This is a genomic window from Stygiolobus sp. CP859M, assembly GCF_037389975.1.
Classification (GTDB): Archaea; Thermoproteota; Thermoprotei_A; order Sulfolobales; family Sulfolobaceae; genus Stygiolobus.
In genome coordinates this window covers 66157-87707 of record NZ_JBBHKS010000012.1, presented here as the reverse complement: position 1 = coordinate 87707, position 21551 = coordinate 66157, and the positions used below count along the sequence as shown (strand labels likewise).

Genomic DNA, 21551 nt, shown 5'->3' with positions numbered 1-21551 from the left:
TGTAAGTTTCAAGTTAAAGGAGGAAAAGTGGTGACTTTTTGGACCTGAATACCCGGACATATAAAGGTGTTTATCATTAGTATTTATGCACTTTTCAAAAGTTTGTTTAAATTCTTACGTTACACAATAATTCCTATGCCAGAAATTGGAGAGAAAGCCCCGGACTTCGAGGCTGTGGATACTGAGTTGAAAAAAGTGAGGTTGTCAGATTTCAGAGGCAAAGTAGTAGTCCTAGCCTTTTACCCCGCAGTCTTTACGTCGGTCTGTACTAAAGAGATGTGCACCTTTAGGGACTCTATGGCTAAATTCAACGAGATGAACGCTGTAGTTATAGGGATCAGCGTAGACCCTCCTTTCAGTAACAAGGCATTTAAAGAGCAATACAAACTCAATTTCATCGTAGTCAGTGACTACAACAGAGAAATCGTGAAGAAGTATAATGTTTATTGGGAGTTCCCTGCACTACCTGACTATATACTCGCTAAGAGGGCGGTGTTCGTGGTAGATAAAGAAGGGGTGATAAGGTACAAATGGGTATCTGACGATCCTACAAAGGAACCTCCTTATCAAGAGATAGAAAAAGTGGTAAACGAAATAAGATAAGAGTACTCTTTCTTGTTTTTTCTGTTCTGTTGCCCTAGACTCTTATCATCTTAACAATTTTAACAAGAAATTGTGTACCTCTAAGGAAGTAGGTCTCCTGACGGGGTCTGGTGATATCATAGACGCTAACAAGGGCTTTACCTCAGCGGGTACATTGGGATCCCATCCCCTTAATTTACCCTGAGCCTTTCTGACCTCATCCCTCACACAATTAAAGTCCTTTCTCTGGTAACAGTTGTAAGCGTTGTTCATCTCCTGAAGGTCTGGTCTGTCCAGTTTTCTGGTAAGTAGGACATACATGGTCATGCCCAAAGAGAACACGTCGAAGTAGGGCTTAGCATTCTCCAAATATGCTTCTGGACTGGCGTACTCCACGGTCAGTTGTAGCACTTTCCCGTTGACCCTAACAACACTACCCAAATCACCTAACTTGAACTTAACGTTCTGGAGATCATAGGGGTAATTGGGCTTTTCAGTCAGGAATATGTTTTGGGGCTTGACGTCCATATGTACCAAACCTAACTTGTGCATCTGGTACATAGCTGAGGCGACACTTGCGATAGCCCTATACACAGCCTTATTCCACTGGGTAGAATAGAAGAACTTGTCGTCGTGCATTAACTCGGCCATGTTTCCGCCCCTCATGAACTCCATGACGAGCAAAGGAGGTTCTCTTTTGTAAAACGTAAAGTTCCCGGCTAAGACCTCTTCGATGAGGAACTTGTCCACGTGTACTGCGTATACCTTGACTACGTTAGGGTCGCTGGAGAGCTTTGACAAACTGTTAGCTTCACTTATGAGTGTGTCGAAGTGTTCCTCAGGTACACCGGTGTAGATTTTCAGAACTTTGACCGCAACATCATTACCCTTAGGAGTCCTAGCCTTTAACACGTAACCGTTGCCTCCCTCTCCCAAGACGTCAGTTACCTCATATATGGAGAGCTTTTTCCCTACCCACACTTTCGGGTCCCAGTTAATAGGAGCGGAGGTGCTCAGGAGTTTGGAGGGCAAGGACTTAGGCTGGGACGTTGAGAGCTTTTTCTTGATTAGAGGGCTCGAGACTATTGAGTCTATGACCTTGTAGAGTGCCATAGCCTCGTTTGTCTTACCGATCGTCTCGAGTACCTCAGCTTTGAAGAGCATGGCTAGGACGTTGGTAGGTTCCGTCTGTAAAGCGATGTCCAAGGTCACTAACGCTTGGTCGTAAGTTCCCTTGTCCCTGAGTACCAGAGCCCTCTCGATTAATGCGTCTACATTATTGGGTTCGTAAAGTAGGACTCGGTCTATCTCGTATATGGCTTCTGTTAGTAACCCCTTAAGTCTGTAAATGTGTGTGAGGGCGATACTCACCGGGGGGTTGAAATTGTTTCCCCTTCTCACTACTGCTAAGGACTTTTCCGCTTCCCCCAGCTGACCTAATTCCGCAATGATGACTGAACGCAAAGAGGCTATTTCGCTCTTGTTCTTCTTGGAATTAGTATAAGCCCTCTCACTATAATCTAGAGCTACTTTAAGGTTCTTTTTCCTTGAAGAGGAACTCGCTAACAAGAAGGAGTAATAGTAAATCGCTAAAGCTAAAGTGTAAAGGGCTTCCCATGAGTCTTTGTTATAGCCTTCTACGATCTTTCTCAAGGTGTTAATTGCCGTCTTCAATTTCCCCAGTTTTATCTCTGTCTTCCCTTTCCACAGTAACACTTCCTCATGGTCTGGAAACATCTTATAAGCTTTTTCGAAAGTTTTGTATGCGTTGTAGTAATCCCTACTATCGTAAAATTGTCGTCCTTGTGAGATGAGTGACCTTAATGACGACACATGATTTTTACGGTAATACTAAATTATAAACTAAACTAGTTAGGAAGATTGAGATACTTAAACCTAGGTATAGCGATAATACAACTATTAAATGGTTTTGTAGTATAGCTGTGTATATATTATACCTTCCTTTCTGAACTTAACGTTAAGGTATTAAACATCTTCCCTTAATCCGGTCTTTTTCACAAAAGTCCCCTTTCTTAAGTCATCCAAAGCCTCATAGATCTGTTCCCTCGTGTTCATAACGATAGGACCGTACCAAGCCACCGGCTCGTATAACGGTCTACCAGCCAGAATTATTACTCTCCCTTCTCCGCTGAGCTTAATCTCTTCTCCCTCTCTACTGAAGACTATTAAGTTTCCGCTTGGTATTGAAGGGAGGGACTCTTCAGCTGTTACCTTTCCTTCTACGACAAACGCCAGAACAGTGTAACCGTGTTTGAAAGAAGCGTTAAACTCGCCGTGTAATTCCACGTCGTAGTAAGATGGGTCTACTGGGCTCTTAACTCTTACCAGTCCCACTAGTCCTTTGTATTCTCCTGATAGGACTTGGATAGTGCCAAAATCGAACTCCTCTTTGGGTATTTGTTTAACGTCTTTATAAACTGGGTCTGTCATCTTCAAGTTTGCAGGCAAGTTGATCCAGAGCTGGAGACCAGACACCGTGTTCGGATCATAAGGGTAGTTAAACGTTCTATCCATAGGTTTCGGCATCTCTTGATGAAATATTCCGCTGCCTGCCGTCATCCATTGGGCTTGACCGGGGTAAATTACACCTTTATTACCCTCACTATCCTCATGTTCTACTTTGCCTTTGTATAATAGTGTTACCGTCTCTATCCCTCTGTGAGGATGCCAAGGAAAGCCCATGATATACTCTTCAGGCTTATCGGAGCCGAAGAAGTCTAATAGAAGAAAGGGGTCGGTAATGTCTACAGTTTCTAAGCCACCAAAGACGCGGTATAGCTTTACCCCAGCCCCGTCTCTAGTGACCTTGCCTTGTATTAAGCCTTCAACTTTCCTTCTCATAGGTTTTAGTTTGGCTACAGACTATTTAAACGCGATTCAACTTAGCTAAGTTAATAAGAAAGGAAAGTAGAAGCCAAAACTTAGTAATTACAAAAATTGAGGTTAAGGGGGCGGAAAGTCTCGCCAGCTGGATAGCCTTGTATTTAAATACTCCTTAATCTTTCAGTGACGCTAATGATGCTTCTTCCCAGTTCGATTAAGGGCTTAATGAGACTGTAGGAGGAGTAACCGTTATCTCCTTTCCTTCAAAGGACTAGACGTAATTTGGATGAAAGTCCCCCTTTCAAGTGGTTCTCTGACCCACTCGACTGCCCACCATATGTAATCCCGAAAGAAATATACAAAGAATTTTATGGTGAGATTTTGTCACCATTCCCATAACTTCCCTTTTCTTCTAAACTTTTTTCTAATTTCCTTGAATTTTTCTAAAACATCGTTTTCAAATTCCTTATCTCCACACAATATTTTACCGTCTTCTATGGTTTCAAGAATAAACGTAGATCCTTCATTTAACTTCTTTAAAAAAACTTGGGTGTTCATTGCTACAGGCATTACCTTGGGGAATTTCATGGTATAGGTCATTGCGAAACCTTCCCTAGGATCGTGTGGAAAAACGTCGGAAACAACCAAAACATCAATATCGCTCTCGTTAGTATAATCGCCTCTGGCGTAAGATCCAAATAACACTACTAGCTTTGGATTAAACTTAGAATATTCCTTGCAAAGTTCCTCCCACAACGTCCTTCACCCATGATAAAATTTTTCTACCACAATCTAAGCATCTAGTTGCATCGTCTCTATTATAATAATCTGCAAAAGCACCTTGATCGTAAGCGTCAGGATATCGTGAGGGTATGTAATGTTTATCAAGTTCTTGTGCACATCTTAATATTTCACTTGGAATTTGAATAGATAATGACTGTAAAAGGAAGGTGATAGAATGACCTCTCTGTTCTTTTTGAAAATAACTTAACAAAGCTTTGACAGCTTTTTCTGCAGTTTGCTGAGCTTCATAGCAAGTTTCTTCATAAAGTTCGTTTTGATAATTAATTTCAGCAGATCTAAAATTTCTCTCAGCTTGCCTAATCCAATCGTTGACCCTGCTTACCACAAGAATATAGTCGGCTTAAGCATATTTAAGAAAATTTGAAAGCACACCTTTATAGCTATAGGCTTAGCTATGTCGGATAGCTTTTCTGTAGCCCAGTTTTGATTATTAATCGCCTCTTTTACCACGGTTCTGGCAGAAGCTACTCCTATAATGTTCCCTGCAACCGTTACTGGAACTTTCCTTATTCCAGAAGAACGTCAATTCATCGGTTCGGTCTTTATACCTAGAAAGTAATCGAGCGGCTCAGAGATCCAAACTCCATTTGAAATTAGAGGAATCCATTAGTCTAGTCTCGTTAATGAATGATATGCTCACTGTCCTTCCACAGTCCCATTAGGAAGGACGTGATTAATGTCAGTATGGTACGTTGAATAGATACATTCGTCTTTATAGGGATGTTATTATCCCTTGAACTAGACTCTATGCACCTTAATGCACGAGATTCTATCTTCCACTCAATATATATATTAGTTTTATCATTATTCACTAATGATCCTCGCTACACTCGGCTCAAATAAACTTGTCACTACGTTAGACGCAATAATGACAGAAATATTTACCGGGATCAGACCCGACAAAATCCTAATTCTTTCAGAAGAAGCTCGAGATCTAGACTTAACCGGGGTAATGAAATCCTTCGGGATTAATGCCGAGACTAAGGTCTTAGAACTTGGAGTTGGGATAAACAATTGGAGGGATAAGGTTAAGGATATCAGTATAGATGTGGCTGACATAACCCCGGGGAGGAAGTACATGGCTATTGCCGTACTCAACTATTCTCAGGCTAGAGAGGTTCGTTACGCTTACTTAAAGGAAGAGAGCAAGGGATACCATATTTTCGGTTACGTACCGCTTCAAGAAATAACAGTTTTCGATGTGAGGAAAGGCACGAGTGTTTCATACGACCCTCCTAAGACAGTGCCGAACTTACCTGAAAAAGTCGATATCAAAGTGGAGTCTCTAAAGGCTTTGGTAAACCTCTATTTTCTTCTAGGTAAGGTTGACTATGATGAGGACTTTGAAGAACTATGTAAATTGAGGTCTGGAGATATAAGGTTTAAGGAAGAGGAAGAGATCAGGGAATACGTCAAAAAGGGTTACTTCTTCCTAGCTGACGTTAACGCTTACGTACATCTAGGGGAAAGGCTCGCCAAGATCGCCTGGGATAGAGAAAATGGGCCCCGTCTACTCCCCTCGAGGTCTACTTATAACGAACTGTTGAGGCTCACTAAGTCTACACAAAAGGGAGAAGACCCTAAATTTTACCTAGCCATGAGTTCATACAGAAGAATACATAAGCAAGTCCCGGTCTCCGAATCTAGCAGAGGTTCCGATGTCGCTCTAATTAATGAAGCTAAAGCATTGAAGAAGGAGTTACCAGCCCCTCTGGCAGTAATCAGTGGTGATCAAGGTGTTAGAAGGTCAGGAATGAGTCAGGGTGTTGAAGTAATCTTATTGCACGATAAGGTTAAGGGACAACGTGACGTAGGAGAGTTGTTGTTCTGTGAGTCATTTTACAAAAAGATAGAGATAAGTGTTAACGGAGAGCCCTTCGCTAGAATACTCAATAGCAATTTCCCAGATAAGAGAAAGGTGACTGTAGAGACTCTTAAAGCTGAATATAATTACGCGTATGTCTTAAGCAAATTGGAAGAGATAATGAAAAATAATAGTAATGAAAACTAGAAAATTTTTACAAAGATGTGGTTAATAGAGGTCTCGCCTTCTGAGGAGAACTAGTTAACACTAACCACACTACCTCGGTATACGTTAAAAAAGAAGAAGAAAAAAGGGTTAGAAGTTGTAAAATCCTAACTTTGTGAAGTAGTTCAGCAGTTCTAGGACGTCCTTGTCGTTTCTTTCTTGAGCCTTAGTCCTCCACTCGAGGAGCCTCTGCTTAATTAACTCGAGGTCAGCTTGTCTGTCGGTCTTATACCCCAGCTTGTCCAACAAGTACCACAGACCTATCAACCTCCTCTGGTTGGGGAGTGTTACCCATTCTTCTAAGATTACCTTTATCGTGCTGTTTCCCTTCTTAAACACAGCATCCCTCATGTTCTCCGTAAACTGGTCTAAATAGTCCACGATTTTCCTCACTTCGTCATCGTTCATTGCAATTCCGTACTTCTCCGCTACTAGATGGCACAGTTTGAATAGTTTGTCTATGTTCTGTTGTAGGTCTTTTAACTCTTGGTCACTAAGACCGTTTACCTCAAGTTTTACCTCGCCGTAATCAAGTAGTGGCATAATTCTCTTTTTTGAAAGCTAGTTAAAAAAATTTTCTTAATTAATATGAGATTTAAGCAAAATGATAGTTACGAGAGGAAATGACGTTGTAAATGTTTTAAGGGAAGGGTATGAAGAGGTAAAACAGTGATTTCGTATACGTGAAATCTATAACAGTCATACTAATCAGAAAAGAAGCTCTGTAAACTATTACCTAACTGTGTACGTAGAAAATATATATTATCTTTCTATTCTAACTATCTAATTAAGTTTATTAGTGAACTCGGTTAAGAAGGCTAATCTATGAAGGCATGTGTTTCGAAATTAAATTAAATTCTATATTACAATATGAGGAGTTTATGAGGAATAACTGCTAAGGTCAAACTGTTAGTGTTAAACTTACAGATGAATAGCACGGTAACTAATCTTAAGATAATAAAAATTAATTTACAAAGATTTTTTCTGAATATGAAAGACTTTCATCTTAGGTTATAATTTTCATATTGATTATCTCATTATTTTGCTGTACGATATTTACATGTTAATTTCTAAAAATAATCTTAATAATTATAATATTGGTATTATAGGACTTAATTAGACTAGTTTTTTATTTTTTAGCTAATATCATATCCTGTGAACAGACATCCTCAAATACTTTCGGTCCATCTTTTTCTTTTGAAGGAAGGTAAAATTCTTTTGCAATTAAGGAAAAATACAGGGTATGTGGATGGTTGGTGGAGTGTTATAGCAGGCCATGTTGAAGCTAGAGAATCTGCAACAAATGCGATGATAAGAGAAGCTATGGAAGAAGCTGGAATTAAACTTAGCCGTGAGGATTTAGTGCTTACCCATGTAATGCACAGATTTGAAAACCAAGAAAGAGTAGACTTTTTCTTTAGTGCAATTAAGTGGATAGGTGAACCCACAATTAAAGAACCTAATAAGGCTGAAGCTTTAAGATGGTTTGAGCTTAGCAAGCTTCCAGAAAATATAGTTCCTTATGTAAGACAAGCAATTGACTTAGGACTATTAAAAGGACAAATATACAGTGAATTTGGTTGGGAAAAGACATAGCATTTGAAAATATAAGAATTATTACAGAGATTAAATCTTTATTTATAAGTAATAGAAAATATTAATGAATACGTTATTCGATTTACATTTAGTAACAGTAATAATGAGTTTTATTTCATTCTTTAAGAAATTTAATCTAATATTGAAAACAGCTTTCCTATTATATCTTATAAAATAATATTTTCAAATTCAATTATTATTGTAACATTGAGAAAGGTTAAGAAGATGATGTGAAAACTGTAGGACTTATAGCATTTATTGCAGTTTTAGCAATTGAACTAATTTTTATGAACGCCTTTTAATTATTATGAATTCATCGATATTACTCGGAAGGATGTCAGAGATATTATCTTTTGATCAAAAAGTGCCATAAAACTACAACTATTCCTTTTAAGTTCAGGTTAAGAAAATCTTTCTATAATTAAATTAGTAAAAAGAAATAAACTTCGTCTAACTGTGTTATCTTTTTACTAATTCCTTTATGTATTCCCACATATAATCAACGGCTTCTTGGAACACTTTAATCTCCTCTTCACTCATCTTTGCAAATCTTCCCTGCAATTTCAAGTATTCCTCTACCGGTTTCCTCTTAGACTTATCAAGTAAGGTCTTACTTACTCCCGTTAACGAAAACTCGCCATTAACAACCTCAAATAACGGCCACACTCCAGTTTCCACAGCAAGTTTAGCCACTTCGATAGTCAAACTACTGTCGAACCTCCATCCTGGGGGACACGGAGAGAGTAAATGTATGTACCTGAACCCCTGCATGTTCTTTGCTCTTCTCAACTTAGCTTGATAATCAAACGGGTAGGCAATTGAAGCAGTAGCCACGTAAGGTATCTTGTGCTCCATCATAATAAAGGGCACTGGTTTCTTAAATTCCCTCTTACCGGCTGGAGTAGTTGTAGTCCAGGCTCCGTAGGGTGTTAATGATGACCTTTGTATGCCGGTATTCATGAAAGCCTCGTTATCATAACATACGTAAAGTATGTCCTCGTTTCTCTCCGCCGCTCCGCTGACAGTAGCAAAGCCTATATCTCCCGTAGCACCGTCTCCAGCCCAAACCACAACTTTGGCGTCTTCTCCCCTTATCCTCAACTGCCTTGATAAACCACTAGCTATGGCTGCAGCTGATGCAAAGGCACTGTGAACTACCGGTACCGGTGAAGGAGATCCGTGGATATCTCCCATGATCACTGTTGAACATGAGGCAGGAACCACTAATACTGTTTTCTTACCCATTACCTCTAACAGTAAGTCGAGTTCCTTCGGTATAGGACACCCTGGACAAGCGGCGTTTCCCCTGAAGAAGTTTTGTTGTCTGATCACTTTCTTTTGTTTAATATAATCGGGAATTAACTCCTCACTCATTTAACCACCTCTCATCAAATTTGTAACCGTTCAACACGTCTTCCATTACCTTTTGGAAGTGAAGTGGTCTTACATCTTTCCCTCCTATACCTGCTATTACACTATGAACATCGATTCCGCTGTTGTAGAGGGTAGCTTTAACCTCCGTAGCTAAAATTCCTCCGATACCGTAGGAATACTCCCTGTCAAATACTACCACACCATGAACTCCTTTCAACACATTCTTGATCCTCTCCCTGGGGAAGGGTCTTACCACTCTTATCTTTAGTAAGCCCACTTTCTTTCCTTGGCTCCTCATCCTCCTCACGGCTTCTCTAGCATCCCCAGTCCATGCACCAACCGTTGTGAACACATATTCCGCATCATCGCACATATAGCACTCAACTAAGCCAAACTGTTTCCTACCGCTTATCTCCTCGTACTCCTTACTTATCTCCTCGATGACTTCCTTACTCCCTTCCATTGCCTTCATAGTCTCGAACTTAATTCTCATGTAATCATCCGGGGCTGCAATGGGGCCTACGTTGACTGGATCGTTAAAATCTATCAGATTGAATTCCCTAGGAGGTAGGAACTTATTAACAGTCTCATCTTCGAGGATTTCCAATCTCTCCATCGTATGGGTTAAGATAAATCCGTCAAAGCCCATCATCACCGGGAGTAATACCCTCTTGTCTTCGCTTATCCTGAAGGCTTGTAACGTCATATCGTAGGCTTCCTGAACGTTTTCCGCCATCATCATGATCCAAGACGCATCTCTCTTGCTGAAGAAATCCTGGTGATCATCCCATATTGACCAAGGTTCAGCTAAAGCCCTAGTAGCTACAGCATTAACAATAGGAACCCTCTCACCTCCAGCCCAGTAAATCATCTCGGTCATGTATAACAGACCTTGAGAAGACGTTGCCGTAAAAACCCTAGCTCCAGCTACAGCTGCACCATAAACAGCTGATAGAGCAGAGTGTTCGCCTTCAACCTTTATTAACTCTGCCTTGAGCTCTCCTTTTTCTATATACTCTGCTAATTTCTCGAGCATCGTAGTCTGAGGGGTTATTGGGAAAACTGCTAAGACTTGCGGTTTAGCTTGTTTTACTGCATAAGCTACTGCGTGGTTACCTACCATTGCAGTTACGTGTTTTGTCACGGTCATCATCTTCATTTCACCTCCGGAACCATCTCGATGGCTTTTTGAGGACATATTTGTGCACATACTCCGCATCCCTTACAATAATCATAGTCTATCCTCACGTCAAATCCCTCCAAAAGGTCTATTGTGTTTTCAGGGCAGTAAATTACACAGAGCCTGCATTTAGTGCATTTGTCGTAGTGGATTACGGGTTTTATTACCCTCCAATGCCCGGTAAGTCCCGCTGCACCTACTTTCGGTCTTCCTAAGGGAATTGGATAGCTGATCATACCTCCCTCACCATCTCATAACCTAGTTTAGCCGCCTCTGCGTTCGTTTCACCTAACTTACCTTCGAACTCTTCTTTTACAGCCTCTTCAATTGCATCCAATGATATCATTCCAGTTATTCTCGCTATTGCCCCTACCATAGGAATGTTAACTAACCTCCATCCCGCAATGATAAGGTTCAGCTTTTCAGCGATTTCCACTGCATCTAGATAGAAGGTCTTTTTCCACAACTTCTGTGGAGTCTTGGTGTTTATGACCAAGATCCCGTCTTCCTTCAAACCCTCGAGAGGATTCATAACCTTAAAGAGTGAGGGGTCGAATACCCCGATAAGATCAGCGTTGTAAACCTCTCTGTGTATATATATCGGCTCATCTGAGAGGCGAACGTAAGAAGTTACCGGAGCTCCTCTTCTTTCTCCGCCATAGGAGGGGATGGACTGGCCATACTTACCTTCAAGGACAGCAGCCTTAACGAGTATTTCACCAGCAGTTACTACCCCCATACCACCTCTTCCTCTAAGAACTATTTCAAGCCCCATAACATACTTTTCTCTTCCGAGGATAATATTTGTCATTATAGATAAGATGAGAGGGGATAAATTAACCCAGTTTAAGATTTAATTATGGTATTTTAATTCAATTACTCCTCTATATTATGTCCTAGATGCCGAAAAAAGATGGTGGAAGTCGGTTATGGGTAATTTCTTTGTACGTATTGTGATTACGAGAATGATAGGGACGTTATTGCAATTATGAACTTAAACTGGAGAGGTCAGAGATGCTCTCGACTGTTCCTCAAATGAGGAATGTAGTCTAAAATCGATAAGGGGACCCTTGCCTTCTCAGGGCTAGGAGACGTAATTATCTTAACGAGAGAAACATAAACGTTTTTCCTACATACTGAAGATTCTTCGTTCTAAACCAATTGTAATATCCATATTTACCCTCGTGTAATCCAGTTATAAATTATATTAAGCTCTCATATCTACCCATAAGGGTTAGAAGCCATGTATATTCTAATTGTTTTCTTCTCCACTCATTTACTAATTCGATACTTCCAATTTCACTAACTATACTATTAACATCTAATAAACTTCGATATATATCGTCTGCTAGAGTGCGAGAAGCAGTAAATTCTATCAATATAGCTTAAGGCAGGATTAGAGCTACATAAACTCCCTTTCTATATACCAGTTTCTGGAATGTATACCCATTAACTCCCTCTTCCTTACCTCTTAAGAGTGATGATGAACAGAAGAAATTTGCTAAAACTCCTTACCAAAGTCCTTGTCTAGCCACTTCCATTTAAAGGTTTACACAATCACCTTGTATTACAAGTGGGACGAGAAGGGTCTTATCTAATAAGAGTTTTCCTAATCCTTAACTATTTATGCAAAATAACAGCTTAACGACAATAATATGAAAGATTCTGATAATCAAGTGTAATTTTTTAAACCTAAATTGTTAAAGATTGTTATGAGCCGTTTCGAACGACTACCTTACTTTGAAAAGTGGTTTATTCTAGGTGTTATAGCAGGTGTTATAGCAGGTATAGCTGCTACAATATTTTATACTTTATTACATATATTTGAATTCATCTTCATACATAAATTTATAGGTGTTTCCTATCCAGAACCTTTAGGGGAAGGAGGGAATCTTTCTTTTGCTTTTCACCCTGGAAATTATTATCTAATTCCAGTCTCAGTGGCTATAGGTGGTCTACTTTCGGGACTCATAGTTTATACATTTGCACCTGAGGCTGAAGGTCATGGGACTGATGCAGCAATAAGAGCTTATCATTATTACCAAGGTAAGATAAGGTGGGTAGTAATACCAGTGAAGATCATAGCATCAGCAATAACTATAGGCTCTGGAGGGAGTGCTGGAAGAGAAGGACCTACAGCTCAATTCTCAGCGGGAATAGGTTCTATTTTGGCTGATTTATTAAAACTCCCTCCCGAGGATAGAAGAAAAATGGTAGCTGTAGGTATTGGAGCAGGGATAGGAACTATTTTTAAGACTCCTATAGGCGGAGCATTATTATCCGCAGAAATATTATATAGGAGAGACCTTGAACCTGAAATACTATATCCTTCTTTAATAGCTTCAGCAGTAGGCTATGTAATATTTGGATCAATTTACGGTTTTACACCAGTTTTCGGTTATTACTCAGAATCATTTAGTCCACTCAGATTACCCTTATATGCTGTATTGGGAATAGTTAATGGACTCGTAGCAATACTTTATGTTAAACTGTTTTACGGTGTACACTCATTTTTCAAAAAGTTAAAGATAAGTAATTACTTTAAACCAGTACTAGGGGCACTAATAACGGGAAGTATAGCGTTAGTAGCGCCTGAAGTAATAAGCACGGGTTATGGTTGGATAAATTTAATTGAGTACGAAAAGACTAACGCTTTTTACTCTCCCTTTTTACCTACTATATTACTTCTTGCTTTACTTCCCTTATTAAAGATATTAGCTACCTCCTTTTCAATAGGTTCAGGAGGTAGTGGAGGAGTATTTGCACCAGGGCTTTTCATAGGAGCTTTCGTAGGGGCTGATTTAGGTCTTATTTTTAATCATATCTTCCCGAACATAGTTCCTACAATAGCACCTTTTGTTATAATAGGAATGGCGTCATTTTTCGGTGCTGCAGGAAAAGTACCTCTATCAGTAATAGTAATGGTCACTGAGATGACAGGTAGTTTACAACTCTTGCCCGGAACTATGATAGCCGTAGCTCTTTCCTACTTAGTTTCAGGAAATTACACCATTTATCAAGCTCAAGTTCCTACTAGAAGAGATTCACCAGCACATAAACTTGAATATGAAATACCATTATTACAAATATTGAAGGTAAGCGATGCTCAACTTTCTGACATTAGAGTAAAGATAAACGATAAAGTAAGCTTAGCTTTATCTAAGATGATGGAAAACAATTTCTTGAGTTTACCCGTTACAGATGATAATGATAGATTCGTAGGGGCAGTATATTTGAAGGACTTAGAGAAAGCTGACAGTAATGATATTGTAGGGAAATATGTAGTTAGAGGAGTACCATATGTTAGACCAGAATCTACCTTTGAAGACTGCTGGGATATAATGGCTAGACTTAGAAGCAGATGGGTCTGTGTAGTAAAGGACGGTAAATATTTAGGAGTATTAACTATGGATAATCTACTTAAATCATATGAAGAAAAAGTGAATAAATTAAAACAGAACGACTCCACAAAAATAGCTTAGGTAGTTTTTATTTTTTATCTCATTAAAATTCTTTTTCTTAATACAATGGATCATAAGAAAATATTCAACATAAAGAAGAGATCTGTAAGCTATCGTAGATATTCACTCATTTAAAAGGAGATCTAACCCAATAATAATGCGTTTATCTATTTTGTCCATGATGATTATTTAATTATTTGGCTTAAAAAAGTGTTTAGAGAACAATATTTTAATCCTCTCTTCTGAGATAATTTACTTATGGAATATGACCCCTACGACATGGCTTTTGTGGGAAAAGTGGTGAAAAAGCAGGGAGAAGAAGGAATTGTGGACTTCGGAGGCGTTAAGAGGAACATTTCGCTCTCTTTAGTAGGCGCTAAAGAAGGTGACTAGGTGTTAGTACATGCTGGCTACGCTATAAAAGTCCTCAGAGAGGATGAGGTCGAGGATGACTTAAAGAGGAAAATAAGTGCAGTTGTTAACGACGGAGATGAAGAGTCTTGAGTTTATTCATAACGTGGTCTACAAATTTCTCCAGTTCCTCCCTCTTAACACCTCTCTCTTCACTTACCTTAAACACTATTTCCTCTACTCTAGCGTAATTCTTGTACTCCTCGTTGAGCCTCTTCCATGGTATACCCTTTAACGCATTTGCATACTTATCGTCAAAAGGGAGGGCACCGTTTAACATAAGGCAGGATATAATAGGGTAACCTATGTATCCCCTAAACCTTGTCCCGTTATCGTCACTGTAGACCACTTGTCCCTTGATCTTCACCTCGTACTGTTTATCCCTCTCGGAAGAGACTACCTTACAACCCTCCTCTGTCTTTTCAACTCTACCATCAGCAATAGCTCCAAGTGCCTCAAGCACTTTAATTCTGGGAGGAAGTTTCAGTTCCATAACCATTATTCGTACATTAAGCATTAAATGTTAACGAGTATCACACAACTCTTAAAAATAGGCAGTAATTCTATGAGGACTGTAGGGAGAAGGATATCGAGACCGACGAGACAAGAGCGGAAGCTATATACACAAGTTTGTCCGATAGGATGAAGAAATCGGTAACAGTCCTTGCGATGAATAGTGACAAAGCGGGAAACGAGGAAATCCATGAGTATTAACCTCCTTCAATTTCTAATCTTAATTACATTCGTGTACGAGCTTTGTTTAACAGTTCGTCATTTTGTTTGGTGATAAACTTTTTACCTATAATCAATATATGGGTTTATGGCTTGGTATAACAAAGACGAAGTAAAAAAGTTCATAACTAGGAAGAACTCCGTTCTAGTAGTATGGGATGTTCAAGAAGCCCTGGTTAACTCGATATTTAACAGAGATGAGTTTCTTGCCAAACTTAAAGAGTTAATCGACTCTGCTAGGCAATATAACGTACCAATAGTTTACACTAAGATAACACCCTTACCTGAGAGGTTTCAGCCCCCGTACTTGAGGAGGAGATTTGATCCGGGCGACATAGTTAAAGAGGTATATCCTAAGGAGAATGACATAGTACTGAACAAGAACACTGCTTCCATATTCGTAGGGACTAACTTCGAACTCATGATGAGAAATGCCGGAATCAACGTCATTGTTTTCACGGGAATCGCTACGGATATCGGCGTAGAAACATCAGCGAGGCACGCCCAAGCCTTAGGATTCTTACCAGTAATAGCTAGAGAAGCAGTATCCTCGGCAGACAAACAAGCCCATGAGAGGTCTTTAGCTAACATGAGTAAGTTAATGTTAGTCCTAGACAACAAAGAAATAATAGAAAGGTGGAGTTCTGAATAACTAAAAGTCTTTTTTTAAAAATCTACTTCACACTTTCCAGAGCACGGTAAGCAGTCCTTAAGTCAACTCCTTATGGACTGTTTAAATGGAGAATAAAGGAGGGATAACGAGGTATAGGTATAAAGTTTAAAATATGTTGCCATAGTTGTCAGTAGAGACATGAAAATAGAAATAGATGGTAAGTTACTACACATAACAGAAGGCTCAAATGAAAGAGTTAACGACTACCTGGATTTCATAAATAGACTCTCCCGAGACCCTGACAATTATACATTAACAAGATATAGTAAGATCGATGAACAACGGATCATTGAATGGTCTAAATCTTGGGGAAAAAGTACCATTATGATCTTAGCATATAATGGCTCTACAGTTGTGGGCTTTTTCCAAGCATCACGTGGTAGATATTTCGGTCCTGATAGACAATTTCATGTTGCGGAAATAGCCTATGCAGTGGACAAAGAGTTCAGGGGTAAGGGGTTAATATATGTTCTCTTTAACGAGGCAATAAAAAGGCTCGAAGGTGTGAAAATACTTACTGCGTGGGTAGATGAAAGGAATTTGAGGTCTGGGAACTTCTTATAAAATTGGGATTTGAGGAAGCTTGTAAAATTAATGACTTCATGTATTCTCAGATAGAGAAAATCTTCTGTAATTTAATAATGTATGTAGGAGATGTAGAGATAGTCAAGACTAAACTGAAAGAAGAGCTGGCTAGGAGAAATTATAACGTATATGAAGAATAATCTTAAATGTATAATAACGTAGTAGTAGCATTTATGTTTGAGGCTATAGATTTTTCTTCGAACGTAGTATTCCGCCATAACCCTTCCTTGTTCAATAAGGCGAGGGAAAACTATTGTAAAGGATAGACACGGTTACGTTAGGGTCTCAGACTTGATGCAACAGCTCTACTTCAGCGGGGAAGTGTACAAGATAGCCCTGAAAGTCCGGACTAAGATCAGAGAGATGGCTACCTTGATGTGGTTGAGATATCCGCAACATGTTTCACTACGGGCAGGAGATCTTGAGATCAGAGACCATAACGCCGGTCAATAAAATAAGGAAGGCATAAAAGGTATAAAAGGGGATATTGAGAAACTACTTTATGTAGCAAAAGAGCTGAGAGAGTTTTTCGCCGGTATGTACAAGGACATAGGTGAGGACTTCGTAACTTACGGTTTATTAGAACCCTACGAATATGACGCTACTTATGAAAACATGAGTTACCGGACTTCAAAGAGGTATTTCCCGCCCGCGGATGACATAGTTAATTATGATATCTTAAATTTATAAGTTATGATAAATACTACGTCACTCTCTCTGACTACTCACAATCTTTAATGTTTACCTCCTTTATTTTGAAATTTTTGATTACAACATTAAAATATTCTTCCACTTTTTGTCTATATTCTTCTTTAAGTTCATCCTTCATTACATGCTCTCTTACTATACCTGAGATATAATCTGCCGAATGAATTAATTTGCATTTATCATGTCCGGTGAAATCGACTCCAAGGACTTTAGCTAGAGTCCATTTAGGAAAATTAATGACAACGTATTGTTTATCGCTTTCTCTTAATATCGGAGTTCTATCATAATGAACAAAGACGCTCTTGCTTGCTACGTATTTCCTTAAATGTAAGCCCAATATCTCTCCGTAAATTTTCGCCGAGCAGTTACTTAATTTTGTTTCATTTACTTTCCTTATAATTAAGGAGATTCCCGTCAGGTTCTTTAATACCTTGTTTACAAAAATTCCTTTAACGTCCTTTCCTAACTTGAATTGTTTAGGTGAATCTTCCGACCATTTAAAATATTTTATATTCTTGCCCGTGAGCCTTTGTACATCCTTTAATGCTTCCCCGTATAAATTTAGGTAACAGTTTATATCGTTAATTAAAACTGCTGAAATTATAAACGGTTTTTCATCATTTGGATTTCCCGCCTCATCAATTGCTATGTAAATCTCATTTTTAATCATTATTTAAAGAATTCAACTACGAGTAAAAAAGAAATCAAACACGTGTAAGCTTAAATATTTCTCCACACAAGTTATTAATCGGGAGTGCACGGGGATACGTGCACGATGATCGAAATTCACGAGTGCACGGGGAAACGTGCACAATGAGTTAACCTCAAAAATCCTTCTTCAAAAATTATCAAATGCTTGAGTCAATTAAACCTATAAGTAATGGCTATGAGGAATTACTTAACGCACTTACTAGCTCCAGATGCTGATATAATAACTGTCGTTGAATTCTCAGAAGAAAAGAAAAAGCTTAATATAACCTCAGAGCACGTCCCAGACGCATTGATAGTAGTAAAGGAAGGCAACGAGGATAGACTAATAGGTAAAAGCGGAGAAAGGATTAACGGAATAGAGAGCGATACTAAGATGAAGGTTAGGGTAGTGGAGTTAAAACTAGACTTTAAGGATATAATAAGTGCGGTGCATCCTTTACCTTGGGTAGTTAAGCACGTTGATAGTGTAGATTTTCAAGGTAACGAGCTCGTAGTGAGATTAAAGGAAGAGTCCGGAGGCTTCATAGGCCAGAAAGGTGTAAATATCAGGCTAGTTGAATACGTAATTAAACAAATGTTTAATGTAGGGGTTAGAGTAATCCAGCGTACCGAAGAAAATCAATCATAAAGGCTTTGCGATATCATGAATTGTCCATCTTAACCGTAACTCTTATTTTTGCAATCCTAGGTTGCCGATCTCCATTATTTATTTTAAGGTAAGTAGGCAAATATACTACTTGATGTTAATTAGAACCTCAGCAGAAATATATTTGGAGGAGGCTGATGAGTTTTTGAATAAGGGAGATTTAGTTGATGCTTGTGAAAAATATTACAAAGCCACAGAGGATTTTCTAAAGTATATAGCTATTGTAGATAATATGAGTGAAATACTAAATCAGGTAAACGCAAAAAATTATTGGGAATCTGAACTTTTGTTTAAAGTCGTTAAAAAGAAAGTTGAGCTAAAAGATATCTGGAAAGCCGCATGGAAATTGCATACTGATTGCTTTCATGAGGAAAGAATGAACCTACGTGAAGTAAAGACTTTGGCTAGTATAATCAAAGTAATTTCAAATAGAATATAAATGTTATTCGTTTTCTCTAAGTTTATTACCTCAATATTGGCTTGTGATTTCTCATATAATAGTAAGAAACCGTTTCTTAGCCTCGTCAACGTTAAAGTCTATAAATTCTTCCATTTTTTCTATTACTTTTATTCCGTTTTTAATCATTTCTTCGCTTAAACCATATCCTACATCGATTTCCTTTGACTTGCAGCCTATTACAATTATTTTTCTATTTTTACCATCAGAATTTAAGATTGTGAGTATATCTCTCATAGACATGGAGTGAGGGCCGCCTAACGACATTGAAATCACTGCTCGAGGAATTTCATCTTCTAATTCAGTTTTTATTTCAAAAACTTCTACGTCACTATCTATATCCGCTGCATCAATAATGATTATTTCATCATAATCCCTTAATATCATCTATGATAGATAAACTTCCCATTCCCAAGTCTTTAACATCTATTGGAATTAACCCGTCTAACGCTTAGGTTATAAAGCTTCCGCAATCATCGTCTTTCATAAAAACATTTTCTCTACTCCTATTACGACTTTCATTTTTCCTCACTGATGTAATAAACTTGTCCCAATGCTATTCCTCCATCTCCAGGTGATACTTTAGATTGTGTAAGTATTTCGACTCCTTCTGAATTTTCCATCATACCTTTCAGTATATATTCATTAACTGACGCTCCACCAGATACTACTATTTTTTCTGGATTAAGTTTCAAAGCAGCTTGAACTAACGCTTTTCCTAATTTGTATTGTAAAGTATACGCGATACTTGGCTTATCTTGAATTCCGTTTTCAATAATCCACTTAAATGCCGCCGTTGTGTCTATTTCGTTATTAGTTATTGGAAATTCGAAATCTAGTAACTTACCATTTCTTGCAAAGGCTTCAAGCTTTATTGCCGGTTCTCCCTCGTAAGTTCTATAATGACAAATATCTAGTAACGCCGAGACTGAGTCTAAAAATCTCCCAGTACTTGAGGTAAATAATCTGTTTTTCCTCGTTTGATACTCTAATACTTTTAGTTCTATATCATTTAATTTGACATAATTTTGAATTTCGTTCCAATCCATAAATGTTGAGAGAAATAGTGCTAGCATTCTATCAGGTTTTAACGAATTTATGTCTCCGCCAGTATAAGGTACGTATTTTAAATGATATTCTCTTGAATATTTTTCTCCGTGATCTTTTATGTTGATTACCTCTCCGCCCCATCCGTTACCGTCGTCTCCGTAACCTATGCCATCAATTATTATTCCTATAGCGTCGTGAAGACCATACTCAGCCATGGCGCTTAGTCCGTGAGCTAAGTGATGTTGCACTTGTACCAGTTCTGCTGAGTATTCTTCTGAAAGTTTTGATGCGAGTCTAGTGCTTTGATATGCTGGATTCTTATCTGCTACTATAACTTCAGGAGTTAGATGGTAGGTATTTAAGAAGAACTTTATATATTTTTCCAGGTCTTCAAGAGTATTTAGCTCGTCGGTGTCACCTATGTATTGAGTAAGAGTAACCTTATCGTCAAAAGCTACAGCACCAACGTTTTGGAGTTCGGCGCCAACTGCTACTGCAACTTTTCTCAATTTTTTCTTAATTCTTATCCATGTAGGGGCATATCCTCTGCTCCTCCTGAGGAACATAATTCTCCCAGCAGATATTCTTATCACGCTGTCGTCAACTCTATTTACAATTTTTCTATTATGATATAAAACATAATCCACAACTCCCTTTAACTTAGTTTTCACGCATTCCTCATCAGTACACATTGGTAAGCCGTGCTTATTTCCGCTCGTCATTATTGATATTTTTTCCTTAAGATTATCGAGTAGTAAATAATGTAATCCAGTATAATATAAGAAGAATCCTTCTCTATCTAGGTAAGGAGAAACGTACTTGGAAATTTCTGAATCCTCCTTTTTCTTGAGCAATACTATAGGTCTCTCTAAGGATTTTAGTAATTCCTCATCCAATTGGCTTACTTCAGCGTATTTTTTAATAACATTTACGGATAAGGCCATTAGCGCAAAAGGTTGTTGAGGTCTGTTTTTCCTTTCTCTTAGTTTTATTACAACGTCATCGTCAAATGGGTTAGCCGCAATGTGAAAACCTCCTATTCCTTTTATTGCTAAAATATACCCTTCCTCAATAAGCTTCGCGGCTGTAGCTATGGGATCTTTGTCTTTTATTATTTCTCCATCAGTTGTAGAAAGGAAAACTTTGGGACCACAAATTGGACAACTTATTCCTTGTGCGTCGAATCGTCTCTCGTTTTCAGGATCTTCGTATTCTGCCTTACATTTATCGCACAAGGGAAAATCTCTCATAGCAGTGCTCTCTCTATCATAAGGAATTTTATAAAGCATTGAATATCTTGGTCCGCAATAGGCACAACTATTGAAGGGATATTTATATCGTCTATCCTTAGGATCTAAAATCTCTCTTAAACAATCGTCACATATTGATAGGTCTGGAGGTATTTGACTAGGTTCATTTACTACGTTGCCACTAGGCAAGATTTTAAACTCGTGAATGTCTTGGATATTATCTTCCTCTATCAATATTTTTTCAATTTTAGCCGGTGGTGGAATTTTAGAGAAAAGCAAGGAAAAGAAGTTGCCTATGTTTTCTTCTCTGCCTATTATCTTAACTTCTACTTCGCTTCCACCCAAATTTTTTACATAACCATAAACATTAGATTTTACCGCTATTCTATATATGAATGGTCTAAAACCTACACCTTGCACGATGCCGGAGATAAGTATTCTATAAGCTTTCATAATAG

25 protein-coding genes and 1 pseudogene are annotated in these 21551 nt (G+C 38.4%); 13 read left to right on the top strand and 13 right to left on the bottom strand.

Annotated features, from left to right (window positions below):
• Positions 1-135 precede the first annotated feature (135 nt).
• Positions 136-603 (top strand): peroxiredoxin, encoded by a 468-nt coding sequence (locus WIW72_RS05420; RefSeq protein ID WP_337721267.1) that lies wholly within the window; start codon positions 136-138, stop codon positions 601-603.
• Between the two features lie 45 nt (positions 604-648).
• Here the strand turns inward: WIW72_RS05420 and WIW72_RS05415 are convergent, their stop codons facing one another.
• The 4 genes from WIW72_RS05415 to WIW72_RS05400 form a co-directional block, all read right to left on the bottom strand.
• Positions 649-2415 (bottom strand): protein kinase domain-containing protein, encoded by a 1767-nt coding sequence (locus WIW72_RS05415; RefSeq protein ID WP_337702078.1) that lies wholly within the window; start codon positions 2413-2415, stop codon positions 649-651.
• Positions 2416-2568: 153 nt separating this feature from the next.
• Positions 2569-3444, bottom strand: coding sequence for a pirin family protein (locus WIW72_RS05410; protein WP_337702080.1), 876 nt, complete (start codon positions 3442-3444; stop codon positions 2569-2571).
• 366 nt (positions 3445-3810) lie between these two features.
• On the bottom strand, positions 3811-4182 hold the full coding sequence (locus tag WIW72_RS05405) for a nucleotidyltransferase domain-containing protein (protein ID WP_337702081.1): 372 nt from the start codon (positions 4180-4182) through the stop codon (positions 3811-3813).
• Positions 4151-4555: a HEPN domain-containing protein gene (locus WIW72_RS05400; protein WP_337702083.1), complete on the bottom strand. Its 405-nt coding sequence runs from the start codon at positions 4553-4555 to the stop codon at positions 4151-4153. Before WIW72_RS05400 ends, WIW72_RS05405 begins: the two co-directional genes overlap by 32 nt.
• A 489-nt stretch (positions 4556-5044) precedes the next feature.
• Between WIW72_RS05400 and WIW72_RS05395 the strand changes: the two genes are divergently transcribed.
• Positions 5045-6241, top strand: coding sequence for a hypothetical protein (locus tag WIW72_RS05395; protein ID WP_337702085.1), 1197 nt, complete (start codon positions 5045-5047; stop codon positions 6239-6241).
• 108 nt (positions 6242-6349) lie between these two features.
• On the opposite strand, the gene WIW72_RS05390 is transcribed toward WIW72_RS05395, so the two are convergent.
• Complete coding sequence (locus tag WIW72_RS05390) at positions 6350-6802, bottom strand: hypothetical protein (RefSeq protein ID WP_337702087.1); 453 nt, start codon at positions 6800-6802, stop codon at positions 6350-6352.
• A gap of 612 nt (positions 6803-7414) precedes the next feature.
• On the opposite strand from WIW72_RS05390, the gene WIW72_RS05385 reads away from it, so the two are divergent.
• Positions 7415-7855 carry an NUDIX hydrolase gene (locus WIW72_RS05385; protein WP_337702089.1) on the top strand — a complete coding sequence of 147 codons (441 nt, stop codon included), beginning with the start codon at positions 7415-7417 and terminating at the stop codon, positions 7853-7855.
• Positions 7856-8314: 459 nt separating this feature from the next.
• On the opposite strand, the gene WIW72_RS05380 is transcribed toward WIW72_RS05385, so the two are convergent.
• Genes WIW72_RS05380 through WIW72_RS05365 form a run of 4 tightly spaced genes read right to left on the bottom strand, consistent with a single transcriptional unit; the run spans position 8315 to position 11220 of the window.
• Positions 8315-9229, bottom strand: coding sequence for a 3-methyl-2-oxobutanoate dehydrogenase subunit beta (locus WIW72_RS05380; RefSeq protein ID WP_337702091.1), 915 nt, complete (start codon positions 9227-9229; stop codon positions 8315-8317).
• A complete protein-coding gene (locus WIW72_RS05375; protein ID WP_337702093.1) occupies positions 9222-10382 on the bottom strand; it encodes a pyruvate ferredoxin oxidoreductase in 1161 nt (386 codons plus the stop codon). The genes WIW72_RS05380 and WIW72_RS05375 overlap by 8 nt, the downstream gene beginning before the upstream one ends.
• A gap of 2 nt (positions 10383-10384) precedes the next feature.
• Positions 10385-10645 carry a 4Fe-4S binding protein gene (locus WIW72_RS05370; protein WP_337702095.1) on the bottom strand — a complete coding sequence of 87 codons (261 nt, stop codon included), beginning with the start codon at positions 10643-10645 and terminating at the stop codon, positions 10385-10387.
• Positions 10642-11220, bottom strand: a complete 579-nt coding sequence (locus WIW72_RS05365) for a 2-oxoacid:acceptor oxidoreductase family protein (RefSeq protein ID WP_337702097.1) — start codon at positions 11218-11220, stop codon at positions 10642-10644. The genes WIW72_RS05370 and WIW72_RS05365 overlap by 4 nt, the downstream gene beginning before the upstream one ends.
• 63 nt (positions 11221-11283) lie before the next feature.
• Between WIW72_RS05365 and WIW72_RS05360 the strand changes: the two are divergent.
• The 3 genes and pseudogenes from WIW72_RS05360 to WIW72_RS05350 form a co-directional block, all read left to right on the top strand.
• A pseudogene (locus WIW72_RS05360) lies at positions 11284-11462 on the top strand (zinc ribbon domain-containing protein); the annotation flags it as partial.
• 659 nt (positions 11463-12121) lie between these two features.
• Complete coding sequence (locus WIW72_RS05355; protein WP_337721266.1) at positions 12122-13891, top strand: chloride channel protein; 1770 nt, start codon at positions 12122-12124, stop codon at positions 13889-13891.
• A gap of 237 nt (positions 13892-14128) precedes the next feature.
• On the top strand, positions 14129-14263 hold the full coding sequence (locus tag WIW72_RS05350; RefSeq protein ID WP_337721265.1) for a hypothetical protein: 135 nt from the start codon (positions 14129-14131) through the stop codon (positions 14261-14263).
• 85 nt (positions 14264-14348) lie between these two features.
• On the opposite strand, the gene WIW72_RS05345 is transcribed toward WIW72_RS05350, so the two are convergent.
• The gene (locus tag WIW72_RS05345; protein ID WP_337720710.1) at positions 14349-14774 is read right to left on the bottom strand and encodes a hypothetical protein; all 426 of its coding nucleotides are present in this window, start codon (positions 14772-14774) and stop codon (positions 14349-14351) included.
• A 327-nt stretch (positions 14775-15101) separates the two neighbouring features.
• On the opposite strand from WIW72_RS05345, the gene WIW72_RS05340 reads away from it, so the two are divergent.
• The 5 genes from WIW72_RS05340 (at position 15102) to WIW72_RS05320 (ending at position 16961) form a co-directional block, all read left to right on the top strand.
• On the top strand, positions 15102-15665 hold the full coding sequence (locus tag WIW72_RS05340) for an isochorismatase family cysteine hydrolase (protein WP_337707862.1): 564 nt from the start codon (positions 15102-15104) through the stop codon (positions 15663-15665).
• 159 nt (positions 15666-15824) lie between these two features.
• Positions 15825-16250, top strand: coding sequence for a GNAT family N-acetyltransferase (locus WIW72_RS05335; protein ID WP_337720711.1), 426 nt, complete (start codon positions 15825-15827; stop codon positions 16248-16250).
• 2 nt (positions 16251-16252) lie between these two features.
• Complete coding sequence (locus WIW72_RS05330; protein ID WP_337720712.1) at positions 16253-16411, top strand: hypothetical protein; 159 nt, start codon at positions 16253-16255, stop codon at positions 16409-16411.
• 154 nt (positions 16412-16565) lie between these two features.
• Positions 16566-16724, top strand: a complete 159-nt coding sequence (locus tag WIW72_RS05325; RefSeq protein ID WP_337720713.1) for a hypothetical protein — start codon at positions 16566-16568, stop codon at positions 16722-16724.
• 84 nt (positions 16725-16808) lie between these two features.
• Entirely contained in the window at positions 16809-16961 is a 153-nt protein-coding gene (locus WIW72_RS05320) for a hypothetical protein (protein WP_337720714.1), read from the top strand.
• A gap of 31 nt (positions 16962-16992) precedes the next feature.
• Here the strand turns inward: WIW72_RS05320 and WIW72_RS05315 are convergent, their stop codons facing one another.
• The gene (locus WIW72_RS05315; protein WP_337720715.1) at positions 16993-17649 is read right to left on the bottom strand and encodes a hypothetical protein; all 657 of its coding nucleotides are present in this window, start codon (positions 17647-17649) and stop codon (positions 16993-16995) included.
• Between the two features lie 216 nt (positions 17650-17865).
• Here WIW72_RS05315 and WIW72_RS05310 point away from each other — a divergent pair, with 216 nt between their 5' ends.
• Positions 17866-18318, top strand: a complete 453-nt coding sequence (locus tag WIW72_RS05310) for a hypothetical protein (protein ID WP_337721264.1) — start codon at positions 17866-17868, stop codon at positions 18316-18318.
• Between the two features lie 112 nt (positions 18319-18430).
• Positions 18431-18775 carry a PaREP1 family protein gene (locus WIW72_RS05305; protein WP_337720716.1) on the top strand — a complete coding sequence of 115 codons (345 nt, stop codon included), beginning with the start codon at positions 18431-18433 and terminating at the stop codon, positions 18773-18775.
• A 51-nt stretch (positions 18776-18826) separates the two neighbouring features.
• Here WIW72_RS05305 and WIW72_RS05300 read toward each other — a convergent pair whose 3' ends face one another.
• Together WIW72_RS05300 and hypF are read right to left on the bottom strand one after the other, a co-directional pair.
• Positions 18827-19180 carry a hypothetical protein gene (locus tag WIW72_RS05300; protein ID WP_337720717.1) on the bottom strand — a complete coding sequence of 118 codons (354 nt, stop codon included), beginning with the start codon at positions 19178-19180 and terminating at the stop codon, positions 18827-18829.
• A 131-nt stretch (positions 19181-19311) separates the two neighbouring features.
• Positions 19312-21546 (bottom strand): carbamoyltransferase HypF, encoded by a 2235-nt coding sequence (gene hypF, locus WIW72_RS05295; RefSeq protein ID WP_337721263.1) that lies wholly within the window; start codon positions 21544-21546, stop codon positions 19312-19314.
• Positions 21547-21551 lie beyond the last annotated feature (5 nt).